Source organism: Pseudofrankia asymbiotica (genome assembly GCF_001983105.1).
In the GTDB taxonomy this organism is placed as follows: Bacteria; Actinomycetota; Actinomycetes; order Frankiales; family Frankiaceae; genus Pseudofrankia; species Pseudofrankia asymbiotica.
In genome coordinates, this window is the sequence record NZ_MOMC01000008.1 from 80228 (window position 1) to 95240 (window position 15013).

The window sequence follows — 15013 nt, forward strand, 5'->3', positions numbered from 1 at the left end:
CCCCGTCGCACAGCGAGAAAACTGGGCCGCCGTCTGGCCGACCAACCGRCCGCCGACGGCCTAGGCTGGCAGAGTGAGCGTTCGCCGGATCATGGGTGTGGAGACCGAGTACGGCGTATCGGTGCCTGGTCAGCCCAACACCAACCAGATGCTCGCCTCGTCGTTGGTGGTGAACTCGTATGCCAACCGGACGACCAGCGGCGGCAGCCGGGCCCGCTGGGACTTCGAGGAGGAGTCCCCGCTGCGGGACGCCCGTGGCTTCGAGATGCCGCGCGAGCCCGTCGTCGACCCGTCCGCGCCCGCCAACGAGGACGACCTGGGCCTCGCGAACGTCATCCTGACCAACGGCGCCCGGTTCTACGTCGACCACGCCCATCCCGAGTACTCCGCCCCCGAGTGCACCAACCCCCGCGACGTGGTGCTCTGGGACAAGTCCGGCGAGCGGGTCATGGCCGAGGCCGCGCGCCGGGCCCTGCACATCCCCGGGACCGCCCCGGTGCACCTCTACAAGAACAACACCGACAACAAGGGCGTCTCCTACGGTTGCCACGAGAACTACCTCATGGCCCGGTCGACCCCGTTCGGTGAGATCGTCCGCAACCTCACCCCGTTCTTCGTCACCCGCCAGGTCTTCTGCGGCGCCGGCCGCGTCGGCGTCGGCGTCGACGGCCGCACCGCCGGCTACCAGCTCAGCCAGCGCGCCGACTTCTTCGAGGTCGAGGTCGGGCTCGAGACCACCCTGAAGCGCCCCATCATCAACACCCGCGACGAGCCGCACGCCGACCCGGAGAAGTACCGCCGGCTGCACGTCATCATCGGCGACGCGAACATGAGCGAGATCGCCACCTACCTCAAGGTCGGCACCACCGCGCTCGTCCTGTCGATGATCGAGGACGGCTGGCTCACCGTCGACCTGTCCGTCGACGGGCCGGTCGCCGCGCTGCGGGCCGTCTCCCACGACCCGGGCCTGCGCCACCTGGTCACCCTGCGCGACGGGCGGAAGATGACCGCCGTCCAGCTGCAGATGGAGTACCTCGAGCAGGCCCGCAAGTACGTCGAGGACCGCTACGGCACGGACGCCGACGCGCAGACCGTCGACATCCTCGCCCGCTGGGAGTCCGTCCTCACCCGGCTCGAGGACGACCCGATGACGCTGTCCCGCGAGCTCGACTGGGTGGCCAAGCTCGCCATCGCCGAGGGCTACCGCACCCGCGACAACCTGCCCTGGAACGACCCGCGGCTTCAGCTCGTGGACCTGCAGTACCACGACGTCCGCCCCGACAAGGGCCTCTACAACCGGCTCGTCGCCCGCGGCCGGATGGACCGGCTCGTCACCGAGGAGCAGGTCGTCGAGGCGATGACCGAGCCGCCGGTGGACACCAGGGCCTACTTCCGCGGCCGCTGCCTCGCGCAGTACCCGCAGCAGGTCGCCGCCGCCAGCTGGGACTCGGTCATCTTCGACATCGGACGCGACTCCCTGCAGCGCGTCCCGACGCTGGAGCCGCTGCGCGGCACCAAGAGCCACGTCGGCGCCCTGCTGGAGCGCTGCCGCACCGCTGCCGAGCTCGTCGACGCCCTCTCCGGCAAGTAACCCCCCGGCTCCAACCCGATCCAAGAGCGAAGCCCCGGGCCATCTCGGCCCGGGGCTTCGCGTCTTCCACGCCCAGCGCCGGCGCCCTGTAGGCCGTTGTCAGGAGCCCACAGCGCCGTGGGGCGCGCTGGGCCGTGCCATGACAGGGTGGTGACGGCGCTGCCCCTGCGCGCTCCGTGGCCGCCGCGGTGGGCCGCGCGATGCCCTGGCGGGACCGTGACGTGGCGGAATGGCGGCGGCCGAGGGTGGGTAGTCCAGGTTGCGCCGAGGGCGGACGGGCCGGACGGAGGCCGGCGTTCGTGATGAAGTGGTGCTCTCTCGATCCGCCGAAACTGGTCGGTGGGCCGGGATAGTGTGATCGCAGGCGACGAAGCCCGGGCTGGTCGACGACATGACTGGCCATCGGCACCGCCGACGCGGACAGCTCGCCAGATGCCAGCTTGGTCCGGACATCGACCAGAGCAGGGCCTGGCGGCGGCGTCGGCACGGACGGGCGGCGCACGGGCGCCGGCCGCGACGACAGGAGGCAGTCATGCCGAGCAAGGACACCAGCGGGGGCCAGACCCACGGCAGCAGGCGCGACGACGAGACCGAGGAGGTCGAGGTAGAGGAGCGTTCCGCCTCAGACCTCAAGGAGCGCCACGAGAAGCTGTCCGAAGACGTGGACTCGCTCTTGGACGAGATCGACGACGTTCTCGAGGAAAACGCCGAGGAGTTTGTCCGCGGCTACGTACAAAAAGGCGGAGAGTAACTGATCCACTACTGTATGTAGCTGATCGGCCGGCACGCGATCTGGTCGGGATACGCGTGTTTGCGCAGGTCGGGGGTCGGTGTACATATGCGACATGATCGAAAAAGCGTGTCGCGACTGTGGCGTCGAGAAACCTGTTGATCAGTTTCATCGTGACCCGAAGGCCAGAGATGGCCGACATGGCTACTGCATCGAGTGTTTCCGTCGGCGTGGTCGGGAGCGGTACTACAGGCGGAAGGCGGGTGACCTCACGCATCTCGGCCGGACTCGTCCTCTTGCGTCGGATGGGTTCCGTATCTGTCCGGACTGCGGTGAGCGCAAGCCCGCCTCGGAGTTCGCCGCGAAGAAGAACGCGGCGGATGGCCTGCACACCTACTGCCGGCCGTGTAACAACGCCCGGTCGTATGCGAGTGACCGACGGCTGCACGGCAGCACGCGGGGCCGCGCGCTTCGGAGGCGGTACCGCATGACAGAGCAGGACGTCGCGGCGAGGGTCGCGGAGCAGGACGGGCTGTGCGCGATCTGTCGGGAGCGACCGGCCGTGCACGTGGATCACGACCACCGCGCCGGCTGGGTCCGCGGCGTTCTGTGTTTCACCTGCAACGTCGGGCTCGGCACGTTCGACGACTACGAGCGTCGTCTGCGGCTCGCGTCGTGCTACCTCCGACGATGGCGGCACCGCATCTCGCCAGCGTTGGAGGATCCGGGAGTCCGGGTCTGCGGATGCTGCGGAAAGCGAAGACGGGTAGCGGACTTCGCTGCCCGCCGAGCGGAGCGTTCCGTCGGTGGAGACGGTCTCCAGCCGGTCTGCGCCGAATGCCTCAGGGCGCGCTGGCACGGTGGACCTGCGGCGTGGTACGGCGATGTCGTGGGTGTCCGCATCCGGCGACGGTTCGGTCTGACGGAGGCACAGGCTGACGCGCTGGTCGCCTCCCGCGGCGGGTTGTGTGCCGTCTGCCGGGTTGGTCCGCCGGAACACGTGGACCACGACCACGCGACTGGCAGGATCCGTGGCATCTTGTGCTTCACCTGCAACACCGGGATGGGCAACTTCGGGGACGACCCGAACCGCCTGCTGCTGGCGGCGAACTACTTGAAGGGGGATGCGTGCCGGATCCAACTAGTGGTGTAGCTGGGCGTCTACCGTCCGTGTTCATGATGCCGGGAACGTCGTCGTTCACCGAGTTCCTGTCGCTCGCGTCGCCCGACCTGCTGCCCGGTAACCGGCAACAGCTGCCGGGGCCGGCGATCGAGGTCGCRCACGGGACGACGATCGTGGCGGTGACCTTCCCCGGTGGCGTGATCATGGCCGGTGACCGCCGGGCGACCCAGGGGAACCTGATCGCGACCAGGGACGTGGAGAAGGTGTTCCACGCGGACGAGTACTCGGCGGTCGGCTACGCCGGCACCGCTGGCGTCGGCGCGGACCTGATCAAGCTGTTCCAGGTCGAGCTGGAGCACTACGAGAAGATCGAGGGCGCGGTCCTCAGCCTGGACGCGAAGGCGAACCGGCTCGGCTTCATGGTGAAGGGCAACCTGCCGATGGCCCTGCAGGGCCTGGCGGTGGTCCCGCTGTTCGCCGGCTACGACCTCGACAGCGGCGCCGGGCGGATCTTCTCGTACGACATCGCGGCGGCCCGCTCCGAGGAGAAGGGCTTCCACTCGATCGGCTCCGGCTCGTTGTTCGCCCGGGGCGCGCTGAAGAAGCTCTACAAGGATGACCTGTCGGAGGAGCGCGCCGTCCGGATCAGTCTGGAGGCGCTCTACGATGCGGCGGACGACGACTCGGCGACCGGTGGGCCGGACATGGCCCGGCGGATCTTCCCGGTGGTCGCGACCGTCACGGCCGACGGGTTCCGGCGGTACGCCGACGACGAGGTGGGTGCCGTGGTGGACGCCCTCGTCGCCGACCGCATGACGAACCCTGGAGGATGACGTGACCATGCCGTTCGGCGGCTACGCAAGCCCGGAGCAGTGGGTCCGGGACAAGTCCGAGTACGCCCGCAAGGGCATCGCCCGGGGCCGCAGCGTCGTGATCGTCACCTATGCGGACGGCATCCTGTTCGTGGCCGAGAACCCGTCCGCGACGCTGCACAAGATCAGTGAGGTGTACGACCGGATCGCGTTCGCCGCGGTCGGCAAGTACAACGAGTTCGAGAACCTGCGGACGGCCGGCATCCGGCTGACCGACATGAAGGGCTACACCTACGACCGGCGGGACGTGACCGGCCGGGCGCTGGCGAACGCCTACGCGCAGACCCTCGGCGCGATCTTCACGGAGTCGGTCAAGCCGTACGAGGTGGAGATCGTCGTCGCGGAGGTCGGGCAGACGCCGGAGTCTGACCAGATCTACCGGCTGACCTATGACGGCTCGATCGCCGACGAGCGGGGCTTCGTGGCGATCGGCGGCCAGTCCGAGCAGGTGAACACGTCGCTGCGCGAGCACCACACCGCCGGTGAGCCGCTGGCGGCGGCGCTGCGGGTCGCGGTGACGGCGCTCACCGCCGGCGTCCAGCCCGGTCCCGGCGCGGCGGCGGCCAACGGCGAGCGGGTGCTCACGTCGGCCAACCTGGAGGTGGCGGTGCTCGACCGCACCCGGGCGCGCCGCCAGTTCAAGCGCATCATCGGCGCCCAGCTCGAGGGCCTGCTCGCGGAGACGGCCGCCGCGGCGGACTGACGGAAGAGGTCATGGCACGGGAGATCCCCGCCGGTCCGCGGACGCGGACCGGCGGGGATCTCTTTTTGGTGCCTGCGGCGCCGTCGCCCGGCTATGCCGCCTTGGTCGCGTGCTCGTCCAGGAACGCGAGGGCGCGGGACCAGGCGTCGGCGGCGGCCTCGGGCCGGTAGATGGCGGCTCGGTCGTCGCTGTGGAAGGCGTGGCCGGCTCCGGGGTAGGAGACCAGCTCGGTGGGGACCGGCGCCTTGGCCGCCGCGTCCCGCAGCGCGTTGATCTCCGCCAGGGTGATCAGCGCGTCCTCCTCCCCGTAGAGGCCGAGCCACGGGCTCCGCAGCGCCGGGGCGAGCTCGACGAGCGGCGCGACACCGTCCCAGTAGGGCGTGCTGACGGCGCCGCCGTAGAACGAGACCGCGGCGGCCAGCGGTGCCCGGGTGGAGGCGGCGAGCGCGACGGTGCCGCCCATGCAGAAGCCGATGATCGCGCGGTTGGCCTCGCCGACGCCGGCGGTGCCCAGGTAGGCGAGGGCGGCGTCGACGTCGGCGGCGATCTCCGGGCCGGTGAACGCGAGCATGTCGGTGGCCGCGGTCGGCCAGCCGCCCACCGCGGGGGTCTCGGCGATCCCCTGGCGGTGGTAGAGGTGCGGCGCCGCGGCGAGCCAGCCGGCGGCGGCGAGCCGCTCGCAGACGGAGCGCAGGTACGGGGTGATGCCGCGGGCGTCGTGGACGACGACGACGCCGCCGCGCGGCGTCCCGGCGGGGGCGCGGACGGTCAGCGGCGCGCCGCCGGGGGTCGTGACCTCGGTAGGCGTGTCGTGGGCAGGGGACATGGCCCTATCGTCCCCGCTTCGGGGCGCCGATGGCGGCCCGGGCGGCCGAGCGGGGCCTGCGCCTGCGCCTGCGCGAGCGGCGCACGGAGCCGGGCGAGGTCGTCCGGCGGGATGTCGGCGTTGCCCCGCGGCGTCGGCGGCGGGCGTCGGATCCGTTATCCGGCCCTCTGCCGGGACTCTGCCGCCGGTTCGCGGCGACACGCCGCGAGGCGCGTGCGCACGCCGGCCCGCTGCCACAGGATCGGCGCGGACGGTAGCGGACGGTGATGGTGGTGGGTGCCTGGCAGGACGGGCATGCCGCGGGCGGGAGGGGCCGGGTGCTGACGGGCGAGGGGAACGACCCCGGCGGGGGCGGCGAGCGGGGCTCGGTGCCCGGCCCGGATGGTGGCCGCGGCGGTCCGCGCCACCGCGCGCCCGGCAGGACGACGGGACCGGGGGGCGTCCGCGGCCGGGGCACGGGCCCCCGCGGTCCGCGCGCGGAGCCGGCGTGGGCCGTGCCGGAGCCGTACGCACCGGGCCAGCTGGGGCAGCCGGGGGCAGGCCCCTACGCGGCCGGGCCGCACGCGGGACCATATGGCCCGCACCGGGCGGACGGGGCGGACGGGGCGGGCCCAGCGGCACGGGCCACGGACGGCCCCGGGCGGCAGGCGCGCCGGCTCGTCGTGCTCGTCGTCGGCATGGCCGTGCTGGTAGGTGTGCTGACCAGCCTTTATGGGTGGACCGTCACCAGCCTGCGCCCGCGCTCCCTGCCGGTGCTGGCGGCCGGCCCGGCCGAGGCGGCGAAGGCGCTCGCCGAGCAGCTGTCGGACACGGAGCCGGGGGCGCTGCGGGTCCGGGTGGTCGCCGACGGCGACGCCGCCGACGCGGCGCTGCGCGCCCGCGAGGCCTATGCCGCGTTCGTGATCGGGCCGAGCGGGCTGTCGCTGCACGTCGCGTCGGCCGCGAGCCCGGCCGTGTCGGAGGCGATGCAGCACGGCATCACCCAGGTCGCGCCGAACGCCGAGATCCCGGTGGTGGACGTGGTGCCGAACGCGCCGGCCGACCACGTCGGCGGCGGGCTGTCGGCCGGCTACCTGCCGCTGGTCCTGGTGGTCGCCGCCGGCGGGGTGCTGCTCGCGCGGTCGACCTCGCGCCGCGGCGCGAGGCTCGCGGGGCTCGTCGCCCTCGCCGTGGCGACGGGGGCGTCCGGGGCCGCGGCGCTGCGCTATGGGCTAGACGTGCTGCCCGGCTCGTACCTGGCGGCGGCCGGGGTGCTGACGCTGCTGTCGCTCGCGGTGGCCGGCACGGTGCTGGGGCTGGGCGCCAGGGCGGGGACGGCGGGGCTCACCGGCGGGTTCGTGCTGTTCGTGGTCGCGGCCGCGCTGTCGGCCTGGTCGTCGGCGCCGGAGATGATGCCGGCCCCGTGGGGCGGCCTCGGGCAGCTGACCCCGCCGGGCGCCGGCGTGACGCTGCTGCGGTCGGCGGCCTACTTCCGGGGCGCCGGCGGCGGGGACCCGGCGGCGGTGCTGACGGTGTGGGCGGCGCTCGGGGTCGCCCTGGTCATGGTCGGCGACACGCGGGGCTGGCTCGGTGGCGCCCGGCGCGCCGAGACGCGGGACGAGGACGACGACGAGGCGGTGGGCTTCCCCGGCATCCCCGTGCCGGTTCCCGCCTCGGCGCCGGCGCCGGTCGTGCCCGCGCCGTCGGCGGGCGCGTGGGCCGGGGCGGAGAGCTCGGCCCGGACGATGCCACCGGCCGGCCCACCGGCCCGCTGAAGGGCCGCACGGCAGCGCCGCCCGGCCCGCACCGCAGCACGGCGGCTCGCTCGGCGGCCGCACGCCGGCCAGCCGTGGCCGGCGTGGCCCTGGGTTGACGGCCCGCCCCGCTTGCCCGGGAGGACAACGCCAGGCGGCTCGGAGCCTGCCGTGAGCCTTCGGCGGGCCGGTCGGCCGTGCGCGCGGGTAGCCGTCGCGAGGAATGGGCGCGCAGGTCGCCGGGCGTAGCCGAAATGGCGAGTTTTCTGACGGTTCGTGACGCGGGCCGGCCCGGCGTGGCGAATTCCGGGAGCCGGCGCGTGCTTCCGGCCGCGCGGAGACGGCGACGCGCATAGGGTCCAGGTGTGGATCGCCGCATCTTCGGCCTGGAGAACGAGTACGGCGTCACCTGCGTGTTCCGGGGCCAGCGGCGGCTGAGCCCGGACGAGGTGGCCCGGTACCTGTTCCGGCGGGTCGTGTCCTGGGGCCGCAGCAGCAACGTCTTCCTGAAGAACGGGGCGCGTCTCTACCTGGACGTGGGCAGCCATCCCGAGTACGCGACGCCGGAATGCGACTCCGTGCCCGACCTCGTCACCCACGACAAGGCCGGGGAGCGCATCCTGGAGGGCCTGCTGGTGGAGGCCGAGCGGCGGCTGCGCGAGGAGGGCATCGCCGGCGACATCCACCTGTTCAAGAACAACACGGACTCGGCGGGCAACAGCTACGGCTGCCACGAGAACTATCTGGTCGGCCGGCACGGCGAGTTCTCCCGGCTCGCCGACGTGCTGGTCCCGTTCCTCGTGAGCCGGCAGATTCTCTGCGGGGCCGGCAAGGTGCTGCAGACGCCGCGCGGCGCGGTGTACTGCATCTCCCAGCGGGCCGAGCACATCTGGGAGTCGGTGTCGAGCGCGACGACCAGGTCGCGCCCGATCATCAACACCCGCGACGAGCCGCACGCGGACGCGGAGCGCTTCCGCCGGCTGCACGTCATCGTCGGCGACTCGAACATGTCCGAGACGACGATGCTGCTCAAGGTCGGCGCGACGGACCTGGTGCTGCGCATGGTCGAGGCGGGCGTCGTGCTGCGCGACATGACGCTGGAGAACCCGATCCGGGCCATCCGCGAGGTCAGCCACGACATGACCTGCCAGCGCAAGATCCGGCTGGCGAACGGGCGGGAGGTCAGCGCGCTCGACATCCAGCGGGAGTACTACGCCAAGGCGGTGGAGTTCGTCGACCGCCGTGGCGGCGACGCGGTCGCGAAGCGGGTGCTCGACCTGTGGGGCCGCACCCTGCTGGCGATCGAGACCGAGGACCTGGAGCTGGTCGCCCGCGAGATCGACTGGGTGACGAAGTACGTGCTCATCGATCGTTTCCGTGCCCGTCACGACGTGTCGCTGGCCTCGCCGCGGGTCGCCGAGCTCGACCTGAAGTACCACGACATCCACCGCGACCGCGGGCTGTACTACCGGATGGAGAAGGCGGGCCTCGTCGAGCGGGTCACCCGTGACCTGGACATCTTCGAGGCGAAGTCGAAGCCGCCGCAGACCACCCGGGCGCGGCTGCGCGGCGAGTTCATCAAGCGGGCGCAGGAGAAGCGCCGCGACTTCACCGTCGACTGGGTCCACCTCAAGCTCAACGACCAGGCCCAGCGCACGGTCCTGTGCAAGGACCCGTTCCGCTCCGTCGACGACCGCGTCGACAAACTGATCGCGAGCATGTGACGAAAGGCGTGCCGAGGCCGAAGTCCTCGCACGCCTTTCGTCCATAGCGCGGTCGCGACGCACGGCGTGGTACGGCCGAGTTCGGGCGTGGGCCGACGGACGGCCCTGGTCTCGTTCGCCGTGCCTGATGTGGGCGGCTGCCCGTGTTTCGGGCTTCCTGGCCGGTCGTCCCACGGGCGATGGGGTCGGGGGTCTGGCGGGGGAGCGTTGTGGGGGCGGTGGCCTGGCGGTATTGGGTGCCGGCGGTGGTGGCGAAAGGATTTCGGGCTCTGCGAGGATGCCTCCGGATCTGGTCGGCACCCCCGACGCCTCGCCGAGAGGCGCGCCGGCGGATCGTCCACATCATCCGCAGCCTCCCCGTAAGGACGCACCCTCCCGTGACGACGAGTCCTCGCCCCGCGCCCACCCGTCCGTTCGCGCCGCTGGCCGCCGCGGCTGGTTCCCGCGGCCTGGGGCACGGTCGACGGGCCGTCGCCGGCTGCGCCGTGGCGGTGGCCCTGCTGGGCGCCGCCGTCGCCGGGTGCGACGCGAGTACCGCCCCCGACGGCACCGCCGCGGCCCCGGTGGCGACGAAGGCGCCGGTCACCGAGGCGCCGACCGTGCTGCCAGTCGTGGGAAACCCGACGAACCTGACGGTCGAGCCGGCCGTCGGTGCCGGCGCGGGCCTGCCGCCCACGACGCTGACCGTGAAGGACCTGGTCGTCGGGCAGGGCGCCCCGGCGGGCATCGACAGCACCGTGACGGTCAACTACACGGGCGTCCTGTGGAACACCGGCGAGAAGTTCGACGCCTCCTGGACCCAGGGCCAGCCGGCGACGTTCCCGCTCTCCGGCGTCATCGCCGGTTTCGCCCAGGGCATCGGCGGCAGCGTCAAGGACAGCGTCGAGGGCATGCGCGTGGGCGGCCGGCGGATGATCGTCATCCCGCCCGCGCTGGGTTACGGCCCGCAGGGCGGCAGCGGTCCGATCAAGGTCGACGACACGATCGTGTTCGTCGTCGACCTGCTCGACGTGGCGGACTCCGGGGCCGCGGGCGCGACCGCCGCCCCGACGGACGCGGCGACGGGCACGCCGACCGCCACGCCCACGGATCCCACGGCCAGCAGCTGACCGGCGCGGGTGCCCTTCCACGTTTCCAGCCGGACGGCCAACCAGCACCCATGGGCCGGCCATCGCGGCCCCCAGCGGGCCGCAACAGGCGGCATAATACGGACCCCTGGGAGCCCGTGGCGGGCGCGCGTCGAACTGCTGTGCGGCCGGGCGTCCCGGTTGCCCTGACGGCGGATAACCTCACCGGGTGTGTCCCGTCGACGGCTGGAGCGGCTGCTCAACCTGACGATGTGCCTGATGGCGACGTCGAGGTTCCTGACCGTGTCCGAGATCGGCGACATGGTCGAGGGCTACGAGCCGGGCCATGACGGCGACGAGCACGAGGCGTTCCGGCGGATGTTCGAGCGGGACAAGCAGTACCTGCGCGACCTGGGCATCCCGCTGGAGACCGGGTCCGACTCCTACGGTGACGAGGTCGGGTACCGGATCCGCCGCGACGACTACGCGCTGCCGGAGGTCCGGCTGACCCCGGACGAGGCGGCGGCGCTGGCGCTCGCCACCCGGCTGTGGTCGACCGCGTCGCTGGCGGCGCCCGCGGCGAGCGCGCTGCGCAAGCTCGCCGCGGGGGGCGCCGCGACCAGCCCGGGGCTTGGCCCCGGCCCGCCCGGTGAGGCCCCGGCCAGGGCGGCCGGGGCGCCGGGGCCGGCGGAGCTGTTCGGCCTCGACGGGCTCGAGCCGCGCGTCGACGCCGCCGAGGCGGCGTTCGAGCCGTGCCTGGCCGCCGTCCAGGAGCGCCGCGCCGTGCGCTTCCCGTACCGCAAACCGGGAGAGGCGGAGCCGGCGGAACGCCTCGTCGAGCCGTGGGGTGTGCTGTCCTGGCGCGGCCGCTGGTACCTGGCCGGGCATGACCGTCGCCGCGGCGCGCCCCGCGTGTTCCGCCTGTCCCGGGTCACCGGCCCGGTGCGCCCGGTGGGCCCCGCGGGCGCGGTCGCGGTGCCGCCGGGGGTGGACCTGCGGGCGATGGTGACGATGTCGTCGTCGTCCGTCCCCGACCGGGTGCGCACGGCGACGCTCGCGGTCCGGGTCGGCGCCGGCCACGCGCTGCGCCGCCGGGGCCGCCCCGCCGCGGTGCCCGGCCCGGCCGGCACCACCGGCCCGGCCGGCGTCCCCACCCAGGTGGGGGAGGCCGGCGAGGCGCGCCCCGGGGTCGGCGCGGACATGGACGTGCTGCGGATCGGCTTCGCCGACGTCGAGCGGATGGCCCGCTGGGTGGCGGGCTACGGCGCCGACGTCGTCGTCCTGGACCCGCCGGACGTGCGCGCCGAGGTCGTCCGCCGGCTGCGCGCCGCCGCCGGTGGCGCGGCGGCCTCGGCCTCCCTCCCGACGGCCGCGCCGGAGGGTGGCGCCGGCATGGCCGGCGGCGCCGGCTCCTCGGCCCCCGTGGCGCTGGCGGAAGCGGGCGGCAACGGCGGCGGGCGGCGGCGGGCCGACGGGCCGGTGGCGGGCCGGCCGGCGGGTGAGGCGCCGTCGGAGGACCGGCTGTCCCGCCTGCTGGCGCTGGTGCCGTGGCTGCGCGCCCGGCCGGGGATCTCCGTCGACGCCGCCGCCGCGGCGTTCGGGATCACCGCCCGCCAGTTGCGCGACGACCTGGACCTGCTGTTCATCTGTGGCCTGCCCGGGGGCGCGCCCGGTGACCTGATCGACATCAGCTACGAGGGCGGGCAGATCACCGTCGTCGACCCGCAGACCCTGGACCGGCCGCTGCGCCTGACCGTGGACGAGGCGACCGCCCTGGTCGTCGCCGCGCGGGCGCTCGCCGACCTGCCGGGGCTCGCCGGCCGGGAGGCGCTGGAACGGGYGGTCGAGCGGGTGGAGGAGGCGATCGGCAGCCGCCCGACGGAGCGGGTCGGCGTCCAGCTCGACCCGCCGAACGAGGTGCTGACCGTGCTGCAGCGGGCCCTGCGGGAGCGGCGCCGGGTGCACCTGCGTTACCTGGTCTGGTCGCGCGACGAGCTCACGGAGCGCGACGTCGACCCGATGCGGCTGCTGTCGATGGACGGGCACTGGTACCTGGAGGGCTGGTGCCACCGTGCCGAGGCGGTGCGGATGTTCCGCCTGGACTCCATCGTCGGCGGCGCGGCGGGCGTGCGGGTGCTCGACGAGCGGGCGGCCCCGCCGCCGGACGCGGCGGTCCGCGACGTCAGCGCCGGGGTGTTCACCCCGGGCCCGGGTGACCTGCTGGCCGTCGTCGACCTGTCCGCCTCGGCCCGCTGGGCGGCCGACCACTACCCCGTCGAGTCGACCTCGGAGCTGCCGGGCGGCGGCCTGCGCATGACCCTGTACGCCACCGGGACGGCGTGGCTGCGCCGCCTGCTGCTCGGCCTCGGCGGCGACGCCAGGGTCATCGGCCCCCCGACCCTCGTCACGGAGATCCACGACGCCGCGACCAAGGCCCTCACGGCCTACGACGACACGGCCTCGCCCTGACCGGCGCGCGGGTAGGGTGATCGGTCATGCCGTGGGTTCTGGTCGACGTCGCGCTGATCGTCGGGTCGCTCCTGCTGCTCGTGCTGTGCGCCCTGGCCGTGTGGCGCAAGGTCCGCGTGGCGCGGTCCACGGCGGGCGAGCTGAAGGAGCGGGTGTCCGGCCTGTCGGCCGAGACCACGGCCCTGTCGGCCCGGCTCGACACCGCCGAGGTCTCGGCCCGGCTCGCCGAGCGATCCACGGCGGGCTGACCGGCCGGTCCGCGCCCGGTGATCCGCGGCGGTCATTTCGCCGCTCTGGCCGTAAATTTCCGCGGATGACGCTATGTGGCCTGACCAGGCAGGACAGTGACACAGGAGCTGATCGGCTGGCTTCATCGGCCGGAAGACGCAGGTAAACGGTTTCCAGGCTCATTCCGTCATCTGTGGGTTACCTGGCTGTTGTCTGTTCCGACCTATGCTCTCGTCGTAACATCAGGCTCGCACCGGTCGCCGTACCGGTCATCGGACACCGGAGGACGTCAGCCATGCCGAACCTGGGTACGACCGAGATCATCATTATCGCGATCGTCGTTCTGGTCCTGTTCGGGGCGAAGAAGCTGCCCGAGGCGTCGCGGTCACTCGGGCGCTCCCTGCGGATCTTCAAGGCGGAGACGAAGGGCCTGCGCGAGGACGACGCGACCCCGACCCCGGCGCCGTCACCGAAGCCGATCGCCACCCCGGCGGCGGAGCTGGAGTCGTCCGAGGTCGACGCGCTGCGCAAGCGGGTCGCGGAGCTCGAGCGCGACGCCGCGACGGCCCCGTCGTCCAACGGTGTCGGCCCGGTCGAGGCCCAGCAGCAGCACTGACCCTCGCGTGCCGCAACGGCACGAGACCCGGGCCGGCGGTATCCCGTGGACCCACGTCCCCGACCCAGTGAGCAGGAGCGGCCCGAACGTGCCTGGCATCCCCTCGCCGCGGCGCCTCGCCACGTCTGTCAACCACCGGCGCACGCGCACGGTGGAGGACAGCCGCATGCCGCTGACCGAGCACCTGCGCGAGCTGCGCAACCGGCTGTTCAAGTCGGTGCTGGCGTTCCTCGCCGCCCTGGTCGTGGCCTTCGTCTTCAAGAACTCGATCATGCACTTCCTGACGGGGCCCTACTGCGACCTCCCGGCGAAGCTGCGCGCGCAGCAGGCCGGCGCGAACTGCCAGCTGTACTTCTTCGACATCACCGGTGCCTTCATGATCGAGCTGAAGGTGGCCGCGATCGCGGCAGCGGTGCTGTCCGCGCCGGTCTGGCTCTACCAGCTCTGGTCGTTCATCACGCCGGGCCTGCACCAGCACGAGCGGCGCTGGTCGCTGACCTTCGTGTCGGTCTCGCTGGTGCTGTTCGCGGTCGGCGGGGTGTTCGCGTACCTGACGCTGGAGACCGGGCTCAGGCTGCTGCTCGGCTTCGGCGGCGAGCACCTGGTCAGCCTCCTGTCCGCGGAGAAGTACCTCAGCTACGTGATCGCGATGCTGCTCATCTTCGGCATCTCGTTCGAGGTCCCGCTGCTGATCTGCCTGCTCAACCTGGCCGGGCTGGTCACCACCAAGCGGCTGCGGTCATGGCGGCGGGCCGAGATCTTCCTGACGTTCGTGTTCGCCGCGATCGTGACGCCGAGCCAGGACCCGTTCACGATGCTGGCGCTCGGCATGCCCATGATCATCCTGTACGAGGTCGCGCTGTTCATCGGCTGGCTCAACGACCGCCGCAAGAAGCTGCGCGGTGACACGTCCGTCTACTCGGACCTCGACGACGACGCGGCCTCGCCGCTGGGGTTCGACGACTCCGGCGAGGCGCGGCGGATGGCGGCTCTGACCGCGCAGGCCCAGCAGGACGGCCGGGCCGGCCGCAAGGCCCGCAAGGAGCTCGCCGCGCTCGCGCAGGCCGGCGGACCGGCCGACTCGGCCGGCGACGCCACCTGAGCGGTCCGGCGGGCCCCGGCCCCACCTCGATCCGCCGCCCCGCCCACCCGCCCGGGCGACACCGCCCGGCGCCCGGGCGGGCCTGTCGGCGCGGTCCCGTAACCTGAAGGCGTGACCTCCCAGCCACCCGAGCCGGGTGAGGAAGTCGACGCCGCCACGGGGGCGGACGGCGACGAACTGACGGCCGAGCTGGACGCCGAGCTCGCGCTGGAGCTCGAGGCGGAGGCCG

13 protein-coding genes are annotated in these 15013 nt (G+C 73.2%); 12 read left to right on the forward strand and 1 reads right to left on the reverse strand.

Translation table 11 applies throughout. The features are described from left to right. Nucleotides 1–73 precede the first annotated feature (73 nt). The 5 genes from dop to prcA all read left to right on the forward strand — a co-directional run bounded on the left by dop (nucleotide 74) and on the right by prcA (nucleotide 5019). Nucleotides 74–1591: a depupylase/deamidase Dop gene (dop, locus tag BL253_RS03300; protein ID WP_338013683.1), complete on the forward strand. Its 1518-nt coding sequence runs from the start codon at nucleotides 74–76 to the stop codon at nucleotides 1589–1591. Between the two features lie 532 nt (nucleotides 1592–2123). Further along, on the forward strand, nucleotides 2124–2342 hold the full coding sequence (locus BL253_RS03305) for a ubiquitin-like protein Pup (protein ID WP_076813460.1): 219 nt from the start codon (nucleotides 2124–2126) through the stop codon (nucleotides 2340–2342). 94 nt (nucleotides 2343–2436) lie between these two features. Next, nucleotides 2437–3474 (forward strand): endonuclease VII domain-containing protein, encoded by a 1038-nt coding sequence (locus BL253_RS44645; RefSeq protein WP_274535177.1) that lies wholly within the window; start codon nucleotides 2437–2439, stop codon nucleotides 3472–3474. After that, a complete protein-coding gene (prcB, locus tag BL253_RS03315) occupies nucleotides 3450–4277 on the forward strand; it encodes a proteasome subunit beta (protein ID WP_198946139.1) in 828 nt (275 codons plus the stop codon). The genes BL253_RS44645 and prcB overlap by 25 nt, the downstream gene beginning before the upstream one ends. 1 nt (nucleotide 4278) lies before the next feature. Next, on the forward strand, nucleotides 4279–5019 hold the full coding sequence (gene prcA / locus BL253_RS03320; RefSeq protein ID WP_076813465.1) for a proteasome subunit alpha: 741 nt from the start codon (nucleotides 4279–4281) through the stop codon (nucleotides 5017–5019). 91 nt (nucleotides 5020–5110) lie between these two features. Here prcA and BL253_RS03325 read toward each other — a convergent pair whose 3' ends face one another. After that, a complete protein-coding gene (locus tag BL253_RS03325) occupies nucleotides 5111–5845 on the reverse strand; it encodes a dienelactone hydrolase family protein (protein WP_076813466.1) in 735 nt (244 codons plus the stop codon). A 272-nt stretch (nucleotides 5846–6117) separates the two neighbouring features. Between BL253_RS03325 and BL253_RS03330 the strand changes: the two genes are divergently transcribed. The 7 genes from BL253_RS03330 (at nucleotide 6118) to tatC (ending at nucleotide 14784) form a co-directional block, all read left to right on the forward strand. Further along, complete coding sequence (locus tag BL253_RS03330) at nucleotides 6118–7599, forward strand: ABC transporter permease (RefSeq protein WP_198946140.1); 1482 nt, start codon at nucleotides 6118–6120, stop codon at nucleotides 7597–7599. A 344-nt stretch (nucleotides 7600–7943) separates the two neighbouring features. Next, nucleotides 7944–9302, forward strand: a complete 1359-nt coding sequence (gene pafA / locus BL253_RS03335) for a Pup--protein ligase (RefSeq protein ID WP_076813468.1) — start codon at nucleotides 7944–7946, stop codon at nucleotides 9300–9302. Nucleotides 9303–9679: 377 nt separating this feature from the next. Beyond that, nucleotides 9680–10411, forward strand: coding sequence for an FKBP-type peptidyl-prolyl cis-trans isomerase (locus BL253_RS03340; protein WP_076813470.1), 732 nt, complete (start codon nucleotides 9680–9682; stop codon nucleotides 10409–10411). A 189-nt stretch (nucleotides 10412–10600) separates the two neighbouring features. Further along, entirely contained in the window at nucleotides 10601–12838 is a 2238-nt protein-coding gene (locus BL253_RS45080; protein ID WP_076813471.1) for a helix-turn-helix transcriptional regulator, read from the forward strand. 26 nt (nucleotides 12839–12864) lie between these two features. Further along, on the forward strand, nucleotides 12865–13086 hold the full coding sequence (locus tag BL253_RS03350) for a hypothetical protein (RefSeq protein WP_076813473.1): 222 nt from the start codon (nucleotides 12865–12867) through the stop codon (nucleotides 13084–13086). Between the two features lie 275 nt (nucleotides 13087–13361). Beyond that, on the forward strand, nucleotides 13362–13682 hold the full coding sequence (tatA, locus tag BL253_RS03355) for a Sec-independent protein translocase subunit TatA (RefSeq protein ID WP_076813475.1): 321 nt from the start codon (nucleotides 13362–13364) through the stop codon (nucleotides 13680–13682). 88 nt (nucleotides 13683–13770) lie between these two features. Then, nucleotides 13771–14784: a twin-arginine translocase subunit TatC gene (gene tatC, locus BL253_RS03360; protein ID WP_076813732.1), complete on the forward strand. Its 1014-nt coding sequence runs from the start codon at nucleotides 13771–13773 to the stop codon at nucleotides 14782–14784. The last annotated feature ends 229 nt before the right edge of the window (nucleotides 14785–15013 follow it).